Origin of the sequence: Pseudomonas syringae group sp. J309-1 (assembly GCF_032582135.1) — a bacterium.
In the GTDB taxonomy this organism is placed as follows: domain Bacteria; phylum Pseudomonadota; class Gammaproteobacteria; order Pseudomonadales; family Pseudomonadaceae; genus Aquipseudomonas; species Aquipseudomonas quasicaspiana.
Map to the genome: position 1 here is coordinate 44695 of NZ_JAWHNU010000044.1, position 16685 is coordinate 61379.

A 16685-nucleotide genomic window follows, 5' to 3' on the forward strand; every position below is an offset into this window, starting at 1 on the left:
TCAATGACCTGCAGCACTGAACAACCCTCCTGATTGCTCCGGTATCCAGATTGATAACGCCTGCAATCAACCACTCATTAAAAGGAATACCAAGTGAAACGTATCTTGCTTGCGTTCGGGCTGCTTGTTGCCTCGTTTTCCTCAATAGGAGCCAATATGACTAACGGCGCGGACAACTTCTACAAAAGTGAGAAAGTGACCACCGAAAAGGTCACGTTCAAGAATCAGTACGGCATGAAAGTGGCAGGTAATCTATTCATGCCCAAAGGCCTGAATGCTAAAGCCAAACACGCCGCAATCATCGTTGGCCATCCCATGGGCGCAGTGAAAGAACAGAGTGCAAACCTGTATGCCACCAAGATGGCGGAACAAGGCTTCGTCACGTTGTCGCTGGACCTGTCGTTCTGGGGCGAGAGTGAAGGCATGCCGCGCAACGCCGTTGCACCTGAGATCTACGCGGAAGACTTCAGCGCCGCGGTGGACTTCCTGTCCACTCAGCCGATTGTTGATCGTGAGCGAATCGGCGTTATAGGTATCTGCGGCAGTGGCAGCTTTGTTATCAGTGCGGCCAAGATCGACCCGCGAATGAAGGCCATCGCGACCGTCAGCATGTACGACATGGGCGCCGCCAATCGTAACGGCCTCAAGCACGCCGTGACACCGGAACAACGCCAACAGATCATTCGCGAAGCCGCTAATCAACGCCTTGCAGAGTTTCAGGGCGGTCCCGTTCGCTACACCGGCGGCACCCCGCTCACGCTGACCGGCAATGCCATCGGCGACGAGTTTTACGACTTCTACCGAACACCGCGCGGCGAGGTCACGCCAGCCGGCGCGTCACCAAAAACCACCACAATGCCAACGCTGGCCAGCAACGTGAAGTTCATGAACTTCTACCCGTTCAACGACATCGAGACCATCTCGCCACGCCCAATGCTGTTCATCACAGGCTCCGAGGCACACTCCCGTGAGTTCAGCGAGGATGCATTCAAGCGTGCCGGTGAGCCCAAAGAACTGGTCATTATCCCGGGTGCAGGGCACGTTGACCTCTATGACCGGGTCAACCTCATACCGTTCGCCAAGCTGACCACGTTCTTCCAAAGCAACCTGAAGTAACCCGGTGGGTGCCGAGACTGGGCACCCACATCTTTTCGCGGCATCGACTCAGATGCCGCGACGCTTCAAGCACCACAGGACACATCATTCAATGACCAACACCTATCACGCCTCCCGACAGAACAATCAGCATTCATGGGGCGCAGTGCTCGCCATGTCCCTCGCAGCTTTTGCACTGGTCGCTTCGGAGTTCATGCCTGTCAGCCTGCTGACGCCCATTGCTGCCGACCTGAACGTTACCGAGGGGCAAGCCGGGCAAGGGATTTCCGTGTCGGGGCTGTTCGCCCTGTTCACCAGCCTGCTGATCCCGGCAGTAGCAGCGCGGGTTGACCGCAAGTTGCTGCTGCTATCGCTCACGCTGCTGATGATCATCTCCGGCACCGTGGTAGCGTTCGCCCCCAACTACTCAATATTCATGGCCGGACGCGCACTGATCGGCGTTGCCATTGGAGGTTTCTGGTCACTGTCTGCAGCAACGGCGATGCGGCTGGTACCGGAAGATCAGGTGACACGGGCCATGGCTATCGTCAATGGCGGCAACGCGCTGGCGACCGTTGTTGCGGCACCTTTGGGAAGTTTCCTTGGCGCCTTGATCGGTTGGCGCGGAGCGTTTTTCTGCGTCGTGCCGGTCGCCCTGCTCGCCTCTGCCTGGCTGCTGTTCAGCCTGCCTGCGATGAAAGCAGTCGGCAGTAAAGGCAGCACCAACGTATTCCAGTTGATGAAGAAGATGCCGGTGGCATTGGGCATGGTGGCGGTCAGCGTGTTTTTCATGGGGCAGTTCATGCTGTTCACTTACCTGCGCCCGTTCCTTGAGACCGTCACGCATGTCAGCGTTTCGATGCTTTCACTGATGCTGCTGATCCTGGGCCTGTCCGGTCTGGCGGGCACATTCCTGATCGAGATCTTTCTCAAAAACGGTCTGCATCGAACACTGGTTGTTATCCCTATGCTGATGGCTGTAATCGCACTGGCATTGGTTTCATTTGGCAGCTCATCGATTGCCACAGCGGTACTGCTGGGCTTCTGGGGACTGGTTGCCACTGCCGCGCCGGTGGGATGGTGGACATGGCTGGCGAAAACCCTGCCTGACGATGCAGAAGCAGGCGGCGGGCTGATGGTCGCGATTGTTCAGTTGGCAATCGCACTGGGCGCGACGGTTGGCGGTTTTGTGTTCGACCTGAGCGGCTACCAGGCCACCTTCGAATTGAGCGCTGCGTTGCTGGTGGTCGCCGCTGTGCTAGCGCTGTTGGCGGCGCGGGCCGCATCCGGTGTATCGCGAACATCCGCTGACACGGTGAGTTGACTCATACGCGCCGGATATCCTGCGCTTCTCTCGACAAGGAGATATTCATGACCCGATTACATCGCTTACGTCAAAGTGCTCTGCGCGTAATGGTTGGCCTGATGGCTCTCGGCACTCAGGTCATATCGATATCGGCCGTCGCAGAAACAACCGCGACGTCCACACGAACAAATGAGCAACGCATATCGATGACGGTTGGCGAACGCCGTTTCACTGTCACTCTCGCTGACAACGAGACCGGCCGGGCGTTTGCTGCGAGGTTGCCGCTCACCCTGGACATGCCTGACCTTAACGACAACGAGAAACACGTCACCCTCTCGCAGCAGTTGCCTACCGCACCCTTCCGTCCGGGCGTGATCCGTAACGGTGATCTCATGCTGTACGGTTCGAACACGTTGGTGCTTTTTTACCTGACGTTTGATTCGCCCTATTCATACACCCGGATTGGCCGGGTCGAGGATGCAGACGATCTGGCTCAGGTGCTCGGAAGAAACAGCGCTCGGGTGGTGTTTGCTGCGCAATAGGCGACTGACGATACGATCACGCTGGCTCCCCGATACACCACCACCGAACCTTGACTTCGTCGTCCGGCTGGGTCACGTCATGCCCGTGCTCCACAAAATGCTCGGGCAGATGCAATGCAAGCGTCTGGCTTAACAAATCAGGCTTAAGGGCATTGGTTTGCCCTAAAAAGCTCAGGTAATAATCTCGATCATAAAAAACCGTGACCTCACTCTGGTGGACCCAAGGCCACACAAAAATGCATGCGACCCGATAGTAATCCTGCGAACGGTCGGCGGCTCTGGACAGATGGGCAGCGGCTTCGAGCAACTGTTGAATACAGAACGCCTGAACTTCGATTCTGGCCCGAGAGCCTTGGACTAACGACATATCGACCGGGATTTTAAAGTTGTTATATTTTTCCCCTTTCTCAGAGCGAGGGTAATAAATATCACTGAAGCTTGAGGCCCAACGTTCCAATGCACGAAGGCGGCGAGCAACGCCCCTGACTCGCTTGCCGCTGGTACTTATTTTTCTCATGCACAGACCTGCCAAAATCAATTCGCCACGTAGTCGCCCGGACTATCCGACATAAGAAAAAACAACGTACTCAAACCCGTTGAATGAAAAAAGCGCGACTTCTTTCATGCCCATTTTCAGATGGGCACGCAGAGAGGGTTCGTTGTCTTGGCGTATGAAAAGAACGCCCTCACGCCCCGGCTCAAGGCTTCGCAGATCAGCAAACATCTTCTGCGCCAGGCCTCTGACGCGCTCTTGCTCTCCGACACAGATCGGGCCATAGACATAGGCGTCGGGCGCGCCGTGATAAGCGGCAAACATGGCTTGCACGATAGGCAGATCCGCGTTCATCGCTCGAGTGGTGGTCATCAGGAAACCAGTGATGCGTCCATCGCGCCGCGAGACGATCAGCGGCATCTCGCTCATCATCGCCTCCACTCGCGAGCGAGGCAGGCTTGCAGAAAGGGAACCGCCCTGGGCGATTTGATTGGCAGCCTGGAGCTCTAGAATCCCTTCCAGGTCAGCTTCGTCAGCTCTGCCTATATGGGTTTGATGCTGGGTCATTTGGGCTTTTCCACTATTAGCGTCCATGCGCCGATACTAACCGGCGTGGGGTAATGCACAAGGGTGTCGGTCATTGGTCAAGATGGTAAGCAGGCCGGCCAGTATCAGCAGGAACAGCACCTTCAAAACCCAAACTGACCAAGTCCAGTTAGTCGACGAAGACGTCGACTATGCGCACGGGCTTGGTATCGCTGACGTAGTCTTCGAGGCTCTCGGGAAGCAATGTGCTTTGGCCGCGATGTTCACCTTGGATGAAGCGCTTCATGGGCAGCCCTGCTGAAGTATCATTACCCCATCATAATGCTACGAGCTAGGTGGGCGCCCCCGCCAATCAGGACTGCACTCCACATCTCAAACTTTAGGGAAGATATACGTTAAATGCGTGAGCGAAAGGCAGCACGATTACTAGTTATAAGCCCCGCTCGAGATGTCCTGCTTTTCAAATTTCTTCACAAAGACGGTGCCTTAGCCGGGAGAAATTACTGGGCCACCCCTGGCGGTGGCCTTGAGGATGGAGAAACATTTCACGGCGCGGCAATACGTGAACTGCGTGAGGAGACCGGTATTCAGGTCAACAAAGTTATAGGACCTGTGGCAGCTCGCAGGTTTTCAATGCTCCTGCCCAGCGGCGAGACGGTATTGGCAGTTGAGCAGTATTTCGTTGTGCACGCAGAAAACCTTGTCCTTTCCAGCTCCGAATGGACCCTACACGAGACTCAGGTCATGGCAGATCATCACTGGTGGTCCGCTCCCGAACTGAGATCTACTGAAGAAACGGTATGGCCAGAGGCATTAGTTGAGATGCTCGTGGATGTAGGTGTCTTCGAACCGGATGCGTAACCGTCACCGCGAGTCCATATGCGTTTTTACACACTCTGGGCCAAGAGCAGACATTGATAATGGGTGTGGGTCAACTGCTGGAGGTTGTCGGTCACCAGGGAGAAAATCGCAACCATACTGGATTTGACCGCAGAGTCCCCTAACTCTTGTAGCGCAGAGCATTGACGATCAGTGAAAAGGCTGGCAAGGACTGCCTCCTGCTCGGGTAGTAAAGGTGATATCCGGGAAAAGTTGGCGACCAGTCTTCTAGAACACGGATTAACCGACCATCCTCGACATGTGCCTGCACAAGATCCTCCGGTGCATATGCCAGCCCGCATCCTTGCAGAGCGGCGGCCATTATTTGGGGTGAGTTGCTAAATATCATCTGGCCAGACACCTGAACCTGTAGCGCCTTGCCGGCCTTGGAAAACTCCCAGGCATACAAACCACCATGAGTCGGTAAACGCAGATTCGCGCAGTTATGAGTTGTAAGATCTTGGGGAATCTTTGGTTTTGCACGATGAGCAAAGTAACTCGGCGCTCCCACCACAGCCATTCGAAAGTCAGGGGAAATCCTGACTGCGATCATGTCCTTTGCCACTTGATCGCCTATACGCACTCCGGCGTCGAAGCGTTCAGCGACGATATCAATTAACCTGTAGCCGATGTTGATCTCTATAGTCAGATCGGGATATTCCGGCAGCAACCTAGAGAGTTTCGGCCAGAGAATGGTAGATGCCGCATGGTCGGGCGAGGTGATCCGGATAGTTCCGGCCGGCTTGTCACGCAGCTCTCCTAACGCGGCAATTTCGGCTTCTATCCCCTCGTAGTAAGGCACAAGGCTCACAAGCAATCGCTCGCCGGCTTCGGTCGGCGACGCGCCGCGTGTGGTGCGGGTCAGCAAGCGGATACCAAGACGTTCTTCAAGGCTGCGGATGCTATGGCTAATAGCGGATTGGGACACACCCAAATGGGCCGCGGCTCTGGTGAAGCTGCGCTCGCGCGCAACGGTGATGAACACCGCAAGGCTGTTGAAATCGCTTTGTGCCATTATGAATTAACCTCATACCGGTTATCGCAGTATGCCAGTTCTTGAATGAGTCAGATGTTTATAAAGTAACTGCATCCCCAATAACCAAACAGTTTGTGGGTTGGTTTCCAATACCCACAAAGGAGATGGATGATGCATAAGCGCAAAATCGGTAGCAACGGCCTCGAAGTTTCAGCCATTGGCCTGGGCTGCATGGGCCTGACATTTGGCTATGGCACCGCCACTGACAAAGCGGACGCAATCAAACTCATCCGGGCGGCCTTTGAGCGTGGCGTCACCCACTTCGATTCGGCAGAAGCCTATGGGCATGTCAACGAAGAAATGGTTGGCGAAGCCGTTCAACCGTTCCGCGAGCAGATTGTCATTGCGACAAAATTCGGTTTTAAGGACGGCACTCCCGCCGCTGGGCTGGACAGTCGACCTGAGCGCATCCGCCAGGTGGCGGAAGCATCACTCAAGCGCCTGAAGACCGACTGCATTGATCTGTTTTACCAACATCGCGTCGATCCCAATGTTCCTATGGAAGATGTTGCCGGGGCCGTGCGCGACCTCATCACCGAAGGCAAGGTGAAATACTTTGGCATGTGTGAAGCCGGCGTAGACGCTATCCGTCGCGCCCATGCGGTGCAGCCGCTGTCGGCACTTCAAAGTGAGTATTCGATGTTCACCCGTGAGCCTGAACAGGAAATTATTCCAACCCTCGAAGCGCTCGGGATTGGATTCATTCCCTTCAGTCCATTGGGCAAAGGTTTTTTGACCGGGAAAATTGATGCTGGCACGACCTTCTCCAACGGTGATGTCCGGAACAATCTGCCTCGTTTTGCTGACGGTGCCCGCGCGGCCAACCACCATCTCGTCACCCTGATCGGTGAAATCGCCCAACGCAAGCAAGCCACCCCCGCCCAGATTGCACTGGCCTGGCTGCTGGCACAAAAGCCGTGGATTGCGCCTATCCCAGGTACAACCAAGCTGCATCGCCTTGAAGAGAACGTAGGCGGAGCAACCGTGGAATTGACCGTAGAAGACCTTCGTGAACTCGGTGAGGTTCTGGCCAAGGTGCCTGTACAAGGTGAGCGTTACACCGCGCAGATGATGAAAACCATCAACCGTTAAGCGTTCTTCAGCGCCTGACGGTGTTTCTTCAGGGGCACCGTCAGGCACTCGTTTCCCACTATTCACCTGCACGAGCGAGCGATCACTTTGAAGTCAGACGAAGCTAACTTCGCCGTACCGGCATTTGCGCGCTACACCCAGGACGTGCTTCTGGAAGAGATATGGCAGCGCCCGCAACTGCTGCCCCGGGATCGCAGCATCGTGACTGTTGCCGCCTTGATTGCGCGACATCAGCCAGCCGAAATGGCTCGCCAATTCAACTTGGCGTTGGAAAATGGCGTTACGCCCACCGAACTGGCCGAAGTCATCACTCATTTGGCTTTCTATTCAGGCTGGGGCAATGCGACATTGGCGGCATCCATCGCCAAAGACGTTTTTGAGACTCGCGGTATCCCACCAACCGCGTTGGCGGATGTAAAGGACAACCTGCTCCCAGTCGATGAAGCCTTTGAGGAGATGCGCGTGGCGGCGGTAGAACAGATGATCGGCCCTGCATTCGACGCGCTCGCAGGCTATACAACTTCGGTACTGTTCCATGACCTGTGGCTGCGTCCGGCACTGACTCCTCGTGACCGCAGCCTGGTCACGGTCGCGGCTCTGGTTGCAGTGGGGCAAGCCGCTCAAATGCCTTTTCATGTGAACAAAGCCATGGATAACGGTCTGACCCAAATTCAGGCTGCCGAAATCATTACTCATCTGGCCTTCTACGCCGGTTGGCCGAACGCAATGTCGGCGGCAGACATCGCCAAAGAAATATTCGAAAAGCGCTCCGAGTAAATCACTTGGCAAATCTGGCGCTGTACGTCGAATGGCCGGACGTGAGTCGGTCATTTCACGCCAGCTAGGGGTTCGTCTAAATCCAGGGTAAAAACATCCAAAAAAAAGCCGTACCGGTGGTGGAGACGCTGCATGCCTGGATGTTCGCCCAGCGCGACCTTGTGCCTGAAGGTTCGGCTATCAGCAGAGCGCGGGATTACAGCCTGAAACGCTAGGCAGCGCTGTCGCGCTACCTCGATGACGGGGCTGTACCCATTGATAATAACTGGTGCGAGAACCAGATCCGACCATGGGCTCCTGGACGCAAGAACTGGCTCTTCGCAGGGTCGTTGCGTAGCGGCAAACGGGCGGCGGCGATCATGCGTTTGATCCAATCTGCGCGGATCAGTGGGCATGATCCGTATACTTATTTGAAGGACGTGCTCACGCGCCTGCCGACGCAGCGATCGAGTAAAATCGATCAGCTGTTGCCGCATAGGTGACAACCTATCTCGTTACGTAAGGCTTTACGCAAGGAGGCATACCAATGACATCCATAAATTTCCATTTCATCGACGCGCGTGGCGCGCTTATCGATCACCGTAATTGGCTTCACACCCGCCTGTTAGAAACCTACGAAAAAGCAATTGTGTTGATGCCGTTGCGCCCACTTGATGTGATCGTGAAAGCTGGCACTCATGTCATTCCAGAAAAGGGGCATCTAGGATATGCGCCCGAACCAGGCCTTATTTTTTTGACCGTAGATCCTGCGAGTGACATTTTCAGAGCAAACCAAGAAGCGTCGCTCGAACGATTGTTCGCACATGAGCTTCACCATGCTGCCCGATGGGATGGGCCAGGTTATGGATCATCATTGGGTGAAGCGCTTGTTTCGGAGGGGCTGGCGGGCGCTTTTGCACAGGAAATCTGTGGTGGTTTACCTGAACCATGGGAGCGCCTTGATGTGTCTGAGATTCGACGCCATGTCGGAATGGCGGCGAGCTACTGGAGTCGCAAGGATTATGGCCACGACGCGTGGTTCTTTGGTGCATCCGACCTCCCGAGATGGTTGGGCTACTCCCTTGGATTTCAGCTCGTAAAACGATTCCTCCTGGAGCATGAGGGCAGTACCTCTTCTAGTCTCGTGGAGATGGAGGCACAAGCGTTTCGTGGCATGCTCGCAGTTATCTAAGGCGTTCGGGCTAAGGTCATCAAGATGGCCCCGCCAGTCATTGCTTGCCAGGCAATGACATTACGCAAGACGGGATTGCCGGGCGCGTACATTTTTTGGAGAAAGCCTCCCTAATGTCGAACGGTTTTACGAATGGCTGAAGCTCCCCTGGTGCAGTGACAATGTCGCTGCTTCATAACGGGTACGCACCTAACGGGCGATATGACCAAGCAACGTTTCTGTTATCGATCAGGCTGCCATTGTGAGTACCTTGGGAGATCTTCCCCATCCAGCCACGCTACGTCCTGCTCCGTCCAGATGTGATACTTGGGCCTGGATCCAGGCTCCTCGTCTAACGTCGCAACGCGCACGATCATTGCATTTGAGCCGTTACGCTCAGCTGCAAGGTGCGATCCACAGTGGGAGCAGAAGTGCCGGATCTTTCCGGGAGATGACTCGAAAGCCCTCAATGCGTCCAAGCCTTGAGTCCATTTAAAATGCTCTCTCAGCACCCCAGCTGTGGAGACATAAGCAGCAGCATGGGTCTTCCGACAGGTACGACAATGACAATGGCTAATCGGCGTATCAATGCTATCGATCTCATAACCTACAGCCCCACAAGCGCAGCTTCCTTTCATTTCATCCTCCGATTTCGACACAGTGCGAAGATTATGGTCACCATCGTAAATCGAACAACAAGCAGTGACTAGAATGCTACGCGTAACGCATGCCTCCGGTATCAGGCCCCGCGCAACCAAACCGGTTGCCAGTTGTGTGGCAGCAATTGATCGATTTCACTAGCCCGCTGCGTCGGCAGGCGCGTGAGAACGTCCTTCAGATAGGCATACGGATCATGGCCATTCAGCCGCGCAGACTGGATCAAGCTCATGATCGCCGCAGCCCGTTTCCCGCTGCATAGTGACCCGGCGAATAGCCAGTTCTTGCGCCCAAGAGCCCATGGTCGGATCTGGTTTTCTGCCCAATTATTATCAATGGGCACGGCACCGTCATCGAGGTAGCCCGACAGCGCTGCCCAGCGTTTAAGGCTGTATCGAGTGCTCTGCTGATAGCCGAACCTTCGGGCACAAGATCACGCTGGGCGATCATCCAAGCATGCAGCCTTTCAATACCCCACTCCTGCGCGAGTACCGCCCAGCCAGTTATAGCTTTTTCTCAATAGCTTCGATGGCTGCCACATACGCATCATTGCCGATCCCGACTTGGCCCCACACCTCACGTTCTTCTCCGCGTTGACGGTCATACTGTTCATCAGCATCCCAAAGCGTGAGTATCTGGTTCGGAAAGCAGTACTCATAACGGTCGAATTCATGGGGGCCGGAATTGTCCGAGGCAGCCATTAGTGAAAACAATTCGGTCGCAGGTATAGAAAAAACATCAACTCCTCTAAACGTGAAGTTGAGCTGAGAGTTTCCGGAGACGCCTATGAATTGGACTTCATCGCCAGGGCCGTACTCAAGCTGGATGGAAGCTTCGCAGAAATAATCGACGCGGCCATAGGCTCGTTCAAGCGGGAATCCATTCACAGACATTGCTTCCCTTGCTGCTGCGCGTGAAGCGCCAAGTCGTGCGGGCCCGATTGCTTCCAGCGGCAAAATTTCAAAAACGGGCATTCACAATATTTCCTGAAAATGAACAAACTAATCATTAACCGGGCGCGATTTCCACATGTTCAAGCGTCGTTCCCAGAGACCGCCTGTGGCCGAAATTGGTCCCGCGAGCTATGACAGCATGTGAAGCATGTCCATGAACATCGGACCTGAGAGATCACGTATCTCTCCGTCGTCAGCAACCAAGCAACCTACAGCGCCAGCAAATGACTCTTGGTCATGCGCGGGGATGTCCAAGCTGCGTCAAGCCTCCTATCAGCGACTACCTCCAATGGCACCGCTCACGCTCACAACCGAGGTGAAATCAGCAAGCGTTCGCTGAAGCTCGGCCATTGCTCGTGAAATAAATTTGCCGCGATGGTGAACTGTGTACAACTGCCGTTTCTGCGATGGCACTGGATGGTTAAGCACGGCCAGCTTGCCCTCGGAAATCAGATCGCTAACCACCCAATACGACAAACAACTGATGCCGACCCCGGCTGCTACCAGCCGCTTGATCGCTTCGGAACTACCGATCTGCTGGGCGTTTTTCCAAGGGCCAAGCCGGGGCACGAGCAGTTGTAAAACCTCTTCGGCCGTACCCGAACCATCTTCGCGAATAAGCCAGGGCGCATCGCGAAGATCGTCGAGGGAAACCTGTGTTTTGCGCGCCAGCGGGTGATTGCTTGCAGCTATGATCACCAGTTCATCTTCGAACCAGCGCTGGACGCTCAATTCGGGCAACTGACTAGGCCCCTCAATCAGGCCTATATCGATGGAAAGCTGTGCTGCTTGACTGGCGATATCGGCGCTGTTGCCCATCACCACATCGACCCGCACCCCGGGCGCTCGCTTGCTCAGCAGAGGGATCAGGAGCGGCATGATGTAGTTGCCAATAGTGGTGCTACAGCCCACTTTCAATCGTGCGACGGGATCGCTGTGCTGAAATCCATCTTCTATTTCGACCGCCGCCTCTAGCAAGCGAATAGCCTGAGGGAGCAGCCGTTGGCCGTTATCGTTGAGCACCAGGCGCTTGCCAACGCGGTCGAACAGTCGGACTTGCAAAGAGTTTTCCAGCTCGTGCAGTGCAGCGCTGGTGGCTGATTGGGACAAGGCTAGAGCGAGGCTCGCGCTCGTGGTCGAGCCTTGTTGAGCAATGGCCCGAAAAATATCGAGCTGGCGAAGGGTCAGTCTCACCGGATTACCTATCAGATGGGTAAGAGATAGCGAAATTACCCGTTTTGTTCGATAGATGCATCCCGTTACTTTGTCGTCTCATCAATTGCACAGAGGGTGGCGGGATGGACAGCCTGAGCTTTGGAAAAGTATTACAGGGGCTGCAGCCTTTAGCGGCGCTCTCGACGCCGAAAGAGGCTATCCGCCAGTTCACGCCCAACTGGTTCGCCACCACGATGGGCACCGGCATCCTCGCTTTGGCGCTGGGCCAACTGCCCGGAAACATTCCGGTTCTGTGGCAGCTTGGCAAAATCATCTGGTTATTGAACATCTTGCTGTTCGTGGTTTTCATTGCCATGTACACCGCGCGATGGCTGATGTTTTTCCATGAAGCCAGACAGGTTTTCGGACACCCGACCGTTTCCATGTTTTTCGGCGCCATCCCGATGAGCCTCGCTACCGTCATCAATGGATTGGTGCAGTACGGTCTGCCAAGCTGGGGTGATGCGGTAATCCCTTGGGCTCACGCTCTTTGGTGGCTGGATGTGGTCATGGCGATGGCTTGCGGGGTGCTTATTCCGTTCATGATGTTTACCCGCCAGGAGCACTCCATAGACCAGATGACCGCCGTGTGGTTACTGCCGGTGGTGGCCGCGGAAGTTGCCGCGGCAAGCGGTGGTCTCATTGCCCAGCATCTGACGCACGCCAGCGCGCAGTTCAACATGCTGATCACAAGCTATGTGCTGTGGGCGTATTCGGTGCCTGTGGCACTCAGCATTCTGGTGATTTTGGTGCTGCGCCTGGCATTACATAAACTGCCTCACGAAAATATGGCCGCGTCGATCTGGTTATCGCTAGGCCCCATCGGTACCGGGGCGCTGGGGATGCTGCTGATCGGCAACGACGCGCCTGAGATTTTTGCCTTGCATGGCCTGCCCGGCGTTGGTCAGGTAGCTGCTGGCATGGGTTTGATTGTCGGCACCCTGCTCTGGGGGTTTGGCTTGTGGTGGATGTTGCTGGCCGTGCTTGTCACCGTCCGCTACGCCAGGGAAGGCATCCCGTTCAACCTTGGCTGGTGGGGTTTTATCTTTCCATTAGGCGTCTACGCCGTAACCACACTGAAGCTGGGTGCGATGCTGGACATGGCTTTCTTCGATGTACTGGGTGTGTTCTTCGTGGTGGTGCTGTCGGCCATGTGGCTAGTGGTGGCCAGCAAAACGGCCCAAGGGGCTTATCGAGGTAATTTGTTCGTGTCGCCTTGTATTGCGGGCAAAACCTGCGCTTTGGCGCTCTCAACACCAGGCTGTTCAAAATGAAAGCGTGGAGATGATTGCTATGGAGAGAGCAGGCGCTTATCTCGTCAACAAGGCTGTTGTGGGTAAGAGATTGTTAGCTGGCGAATAGGAGATTTCGCCGGTAGCTTTTTCCTCAAGGGCAGTTTTAGGCCGGAAACTGTCCATTGAGGCAAGCTGCTTTTGGCTCTTCGTCCATCATGGATATGCAGGCAGTCTCCCTTGAAAACCGTTCCAGGTGACTCTCCGTATGCTTCAATTTGATTAGCCCGCTGTTTTTCCTGTATTCACAGTCGCGTAAAAAACCACGCGCTATTCTCGATCAATTTTTTGTCTGTTTTGATGGAACCGCCGATGGACATCATGGATACCAAGCAAGAAAACACCCTCGAAAAATCACTCAGGCTGGCGGCGGATGAACCTGCCCATCGACCTGATTTTTTCAAGACTCTGTTAAATTCTACTGTCTACGTCCTTGGCACTGCCGGCATTGGCGAAGGTCGAATCAACATCGAATCTGGTAGCAACATCAGCATTGCGCATTGGCAAAAGCCTGACGGCTCCCCTGTCATCCCGTTTTTTTCTTCGTTGCAAACACTACAAAGATCTATAGCTACCGAAGAGTCCTACATAGAGATTCCGGCCAGATCGCTGTTTGAAATCACACTAGGCAGCCCTCTTTTCCTTAATCCAAAGTCTCCCTACGGGAAAGAGTTTTTACCGGAGGAAGTGCGCCATCTGCTCTCCGAAGGCGTCGGCCAAAAACCAGTGCAGCGCACAGTCGAACAAGACACCAAAGTGTTGCTCGGACAGCCGTCGCAATATCCGTCGAAGATGGTCAACTCTCTCACACAATTGCTCGCCAAACATCGCAACGTAAAGCGTGCGTTTCTGGCTTTGATGCATGATGCATCGTCTGATCAAAAGCCTCATCTGATCATTGGTATTGAAGCGGACGGAGATATTGAACTGGTCATGCGCGAAGCTGGTAACGTTGCCGCGGATAGCGCTCCGGATGGCGACCCCGTTGACCTCTGTCGAGTTCACGAAGGGGAATCAGGCCTTAGCGATTACTTCCTCAAGCAAACCGCACCTTTCTATGAACGGAAGTCGGCGGGCTGGCTGCGTTCATTTCTTGGCTTTGGAAAAGCGTGACAGAGATCAACTCAGTGCTAACCGCAAGGCAGGACTGCGAAATTGTGCTTGGCTGTTTGACGGCGTGATGAGAGATGGCAAACCAGAGGTTTTGTCATTCAGTGAATGATTACGTCGTCCACGGCATGACGAAGTTCTGTTAAGTCGGTGTTAACGCGCATTTGATCATCGCGCCTTCTTACCTGAACGCGATTTGCCAGCGAGCCATGACAGCGTTATTGCCGGAATTGAGAGTAAGGCCGCGTAGATGATACCGACACCTATCAACGGGGATGGACCAGAAGTCGCCAAAACCACTGGGATCTGAGAGAGCATTACGACCGCGCCTGCGGACCACTGTGAGCTTCTTAGAACGGTTCCAAGAATCACTGACAAAGCTAGCGCGGCGGGATAGATGACTGTCCAGTAGCTCGGCAGGTCCCAAGGCTCTGCAGCCCCTGTGATTGCTGATACAGAAGTCCAAAACACCAGGGACACAACGCAGGTAACAATGAATGCCATGAACAATTCCCAGACCTCGGAGCCAATCGGATTGGTTATTATTGTAATTGTGGCTGCTTCTGGACGACCGCTGTCGGTCACGATGGACGGGAGTTGGCCAGAAACTGTTGGTCGACTGATAGAGTAGGATGTTTACCCTGCTGAGCTCCCAGGAAGATTATGGACATTAGACTGACGGAAACAAAAGACTGGATGCTTTTGAAGCAAGTCCGACTCGCAGCACTTCTGGAAACGCCAACCGCATTTGGAGTGACTTACCAAACCGCCGCCAAATACACTGACGAACAGTGGAAAGACCGCGCATCATCAGCCGGAACGGCATTCTGGCTGGCTTTCGACAGTGACAAACCTGTTGGAATGGTCGGTGCCGCAGTGAGCAGTGCGAATCGCTATAACTTGATCGGAATGTGGATTGCGCCCTCTGCACGAGGCTCTGGCGTAGCAACTCAGTTGGTTGAGGCCGTGAAAGCTCGCGCGATAGCCCAAGGCTTTGATGGCGTTTTTCTCGACGTCTCTCCAGACAATGCGAGAGCCTCGAACTTCTATCTAAAGCAGGGTTTTGCTTTCCTGGATGAATGGGAGCCGTTAGAAAGTCATCCGCATATTTCAGTGCAGACAATGCATTGGTCTGGGAACTGATTCACTGGCTTTCCTGCATGCAGGACGTCCGCAATGGATCGGTAGTCGTCTTCCGCCGAGTAGCAGTATCACTGGGATCGACAGGCCATTAGCGCGTTGAGTTCTCCGTAGGTTTTAGCCTTCAGGTCGTGGGTGTTGAGTTGACCGTTTTCCAGGAAACCGCGGGCCACTCCCTCCATGGCTCCGTACAAGAACTCCGCGATGGCCGAGCCCGCGCTCAAGCGCCGGACTCCCATCAGCGCCAAGGCTTCCGGAGTGGCAAGACCCGGCCGCCAGAGCAGATTCACCGGCAATGTCGATTCCCGACACACCGTGGCAATTTCCCGAGGCTCCACTACGCCTGCAGCGAATAGCCCATCCGCGCCTGCACTGGCGTACAGCGCAGCGCGCCTTAATAGCTCTTCCAATCGCTGCTCAACGGGGAACAAGTTCTTCAGGTAAACGTCGCAGCGCACGTTGACGAACAGGTTTATCCCCCGCTCGCCGGCGACTCTTCGGGCTGTGTCAATTTTCTGGATGAGCAGCTCTGGCGGAGCGACTCCATCCTCGATATTGATACCTACCGCACCGGCGTCAATGACAGTGGCGATGACTTTGGCGACATGATCAAGGTCGTCTGAATAACCCCCTTCGATATCTACAGTCAGCGGGATGCTGAGCACCCGGGACATTGAGGCGACGGTACTGCTCAACAGTCCAATAGGCAGCTTGTCGCCATCTTGATAGCCGTGAGCCCAGGCCACCGCCGCGCTGCTGGTGGCTACGGCCTTGCTTCCCAGCCGCTCGACCTGGCGAGCGCCACCCGCGTCCGCCACGTTGGCAAGTATCAGCAAACCCTGCTGGTGAAGACTGTGAAAAGTGTCATCCAGTGATGCCATGAGTATCCGGTTCCTTGTCGATCATCTTGAAGGGGTGGTTACGCAGGGTAGCCCAGTTAAAGCGATAGGGAGCTTCAACAATATCAGGCGGGAAGGCCGAGAGCGCCCCTTCCCATCAGGTTGCAACCGACCCAAAGTTGACCTTCGCCCAGCTTGCTAACACTGAGACGCTGAATCAATGTAGACAATTAGCATAAGGGGAAAATGGCTGCGGCATGCTCGACCTCAAGCCGCCCCGGTCCATGTCGCCCCCATACAATGTAAAGCTGAGTACAATCTAGAGCAGATCAGTATCAGGACAGCAGATTCGTTACCGCTCCAACGGCTACATGGTTGCAACGAATGGTTCCGCCAATTCCCCAGATCGAGACAATATCCACGAGAATCGATAAGTCTTGCAATCGCTTCAGATCAATTGATTCGAGCACGTTTTGATGATTGAAAGTAAGCGCTCCATAAACCCCACATTCAAAGCGCATAACTGATCCCGGATGCTGTGCTCCCGATTCCCTCAGGAGCCA

At 54.7% G+C, this 16685-nt stretch carries 18 protein-coding genes and 3 pseudogenes; 11 read left to right on the forward strand and 10 right to left on the reverse strand.

What is annotated here, in order from left to right:
- Nucleotides 1-93 precede the first annotated feature (93 nt).
- The 3 genes from RX972_RS20795 to RX972_RS20805 all read left to right on the forward strand — a co-directional run bounded on the left by RX972_RS20795 (nt 94) and on the right by RX972_RS20805 (nt 2943).
- Nucleotides 94-1116: an alpha/beta hydrolase gene (locus RX972_RS20795; protein ID WP_316878036.1), complete on the forward strand. Its 1023-nt coding sequence runs from the start codon at nt 94-96 to the stop codon at nt 1114-1116.
- Nucleotides 1117-1207: 91 nt separating this feature from the next.
- Nucleotides 1208-2419, forward strand: coding sequence for an MFS transporter (locus RX972_RS20800; protein WP_316878038.1), 1212 nt, complete (start codon nt 1208-1210; stop codon nt 2417-2419).
- Between the two features lie 47 nt (nt 2420-2466).
- Nucleotides 2467-2943, forward strand: a complete 477-nt coding sequence (locus RX972_RS20805) for a cyclophilin-like fold protein (RefSeq protein WP_255881287.1) — start codon at nt 2467-2469, stop codon at nt 2941-2943.
- 16 nt (nt 2944-2959) lie between these two features.
- Here RX972_RS20805 and RX972_RS20810 read toward each other — a convergent pair whose 3' ends face one another.
- From RX972_RS20810 to RX972_RS20820, 3 genes and pseudogenes are all read right to left on the reverse strand, one after another.
- The gene (locus RX972_RS20810) at nt 2960-3460 is read right to left on the reverse strand and encodes a DUF3916 domain-containing protein (RefSeq protein ID WP_316878042.1); all 501 of its coding nucleotides are present in this window, start codon (nt 3458-3460) and stop codon (nt 2960-2962) included.
- Between the two features lie 42 nt (nt 3461-3502).
- A complete protein-coding gene (locus RX972_RS20815; protein WP_316878044.1) occupies nt 3503-4003 on the reverse strand; it encodes a GNAT family N-acetyltransferase in 501 nt (166 codons plus the stop codon).
- 82 nt (nt 4004-4085) lie between these two features.
- Nucleotides 4086-4268: pseudogene (locus RX972_RS20820) on the reverse strand (IS5/IS1182 family transposase); the annotation flags it as partial.
- A gap of 113 nt (nt 4269-4381) precedes the next feature.
- Between RX972_RS20820 and RX972_RS20825 the strand changes: the two are divergent.
- Entirely contained in the window at nt 4382-4843 is a 462-nt protein-coding gene (locus tag RX972_RS20825; RefSeq protein ID WP_316878046.1) for an NUDIX hydrolase, read from the forward strand.
- Between the two features lie 139 nt (nt 4844-4982).
- Here RX972_RS20825 and RX972_RS20830 read toward each other — a convergent pair whose 3' ends face one another.
- Nucleotides 4983-5876, reverse strand: a complete 894-nt coding sequence (locus RX972_RS20830; RefSeq protein WP_316878048.1) for a LysR family transcriptional regulator — start codon at nt 5874-5876, stop codon at nt 4983-4985.
- Nucleotides 5877-6008: 132 nt separating this feature from the next.
- On the opposite strand from RX972_RS20830, the gene RX972_RS20835 reads away from it, so the two are divergent.
- From RX972_RS20835 to RX972_RS20850, 4 genes and pseudogenes are all read left to right on the forward strand, one after another.
- Nucleotides 6009-6989: an aldo/keto reductase gene (locus RX972_RS20835; RefSeq protein ID WP_316878050.1), complete on the forward strand. Its 981-nt coding sequence runs from the start codon at nt 6009-6011 to the stop codon at nt 6987-6989.
- Between the two features lie 87 nt (nt 6990-7076).
- Nucleotides 7077-7766, forward strand: coding sequence for a carboxymuconolactone decarboxylase family protein (locus tag RX972_RS20840; protein WP_316878052.1), 690 nt, complete (start codon nt 7077-7079; stop codon nt 7764-7766).
- Nucleotides 7767-7864: 98 nt separating this feature from the next.
- A pseudogene (locus RX972_RS20845) lies at nt 7865-8248 on the forward strand (IS66 family transposase); the annotation flags it as partial.
- A 44-nt stretch (nt 8249-8292) separates the two neighbouring features.
- Nucleotides 8293-8937, forward strand: coding sequence for a DUF2268 domain-containing putative Zn-dependent protease (locus RX972_RS20850; protein WP_316878054.1), 645 nt, complete (start codon nt 8293-8295; stop codon nt 8935-8937).
- Nucleotides 8938-9158: 221 nt separating this feature from the next.
- Here RX972_RS20850 and RX972_RS20855 read toward each other — a convergent pair whose 3' ends face one another.
- From RX972_RS20855 to RX972_RS20870, 4 genes and pseudogenes are all read right to left on the reverse strand, one after another.
- On the reverse strand, nt 9159-9554 hold the full coding sequence (locus tag RX972_RS20855) for a GFA family protein (protein WP_099269751.1): 396 nt from the start codon (nt 9552-9554) through the stop codon (nt 9159-9161).
- A 101-nt stretch (nt 9555-9655) separates the two neighbouring features.
- Nucleotides 9656-10041, reverse strand: a pseudogene (locus RX972_RS20860) (IS66 family transposase); the annotation flags it as partial.
- Between the two features lie 35 nt (nt 10042-10076).
- Nucleotides 10077-10547, reverse strand: coding sequence for a hypothetical protein (locus RX972_RS20865; RefSeq protein WP_316878057.1), 471 nt, complete (start codon nt 10545-10547; stop codon nt 10077-10079).
- A 252-nt stretch (nt 10548-10799) separates the two neighbouring features.
- Complete coding sequence (locus RX972_RS20870) at nt 10800-11720, reverse strand: LysR family transcriptional regulator (protein ID WP_316878059.1); 921 nt, start codon at nt 11718-11720, stop codon at nt 10800-10802.
- Between the two features lie 104 nt (nt 11721-11824).
- Between RX972_RS20870 and RX972_RS20875 the strand changes: the two genes are divergently transcribed.
- The 3 genes from RX972_RS20875 (at nt 11825) to RX972_RS20885 (ending at nt 15286) form a co-directional block, all read left to right on the forward strand.
- Nucleotides 11825-13015, forward strand: coding sequence for a TDT family transporter (locus tag RX972_RS20875; protein WP_316878060.1), 1191 nt, complete (start codon nt 11825-11827; stop codon nt 13013-13015).
- 330 nt (nt 13016-13345) lie between these two features.
- On the forward strand, nt 13346-14146 hold the full coding sequence (gene sseB / locus RX972_RS20880; RefSeq protein WP_176560651.1) for an enhanced serine sensitivity protein SseB: 801 nt from the start codon (nt 13346-13348) through the stop codon (nt 14144-14146).
- 660 nt (nt 14147-14806) lie between these two features.
- Complete coding sequence (locus tag RX972_RS20885) at nt 14807-15286, forward strand: GNAT family N-acetyltransferase (RefSeq protein WP_316878064.1); 480 nt, start codon at nt 14807-14809, stop codon at nt 15284-15286.
- Nucleotides 15287-15354: 68 nt separating this feature from the next.
- Here the strand turns inward: RX972_RS20885 and RX972_RS20890 are convergent, their stop codons facing one another.
- Both RX972_RS20890 and RX972_RS20895 read right to left on the reverse strand, forming a co-directional pair.
- Entirely contained in the window at nt 15355-16164 is an 810-nt protein-coding gene (locus RX972_RS20890) for an isocitrate lyase/phosphoenolpyruvate mutase family protein (protein ID WP_122807720.1), read from the reverse strand.
- 293 nt (nt 16165-16457) lie between these two features.
- The coding region (locus RX972_RS20895; protein WP_316878067.1) for a hypothetical protein at nt 16458-16685 on the reverse strand (228 nt) is incomplete at its 5' end.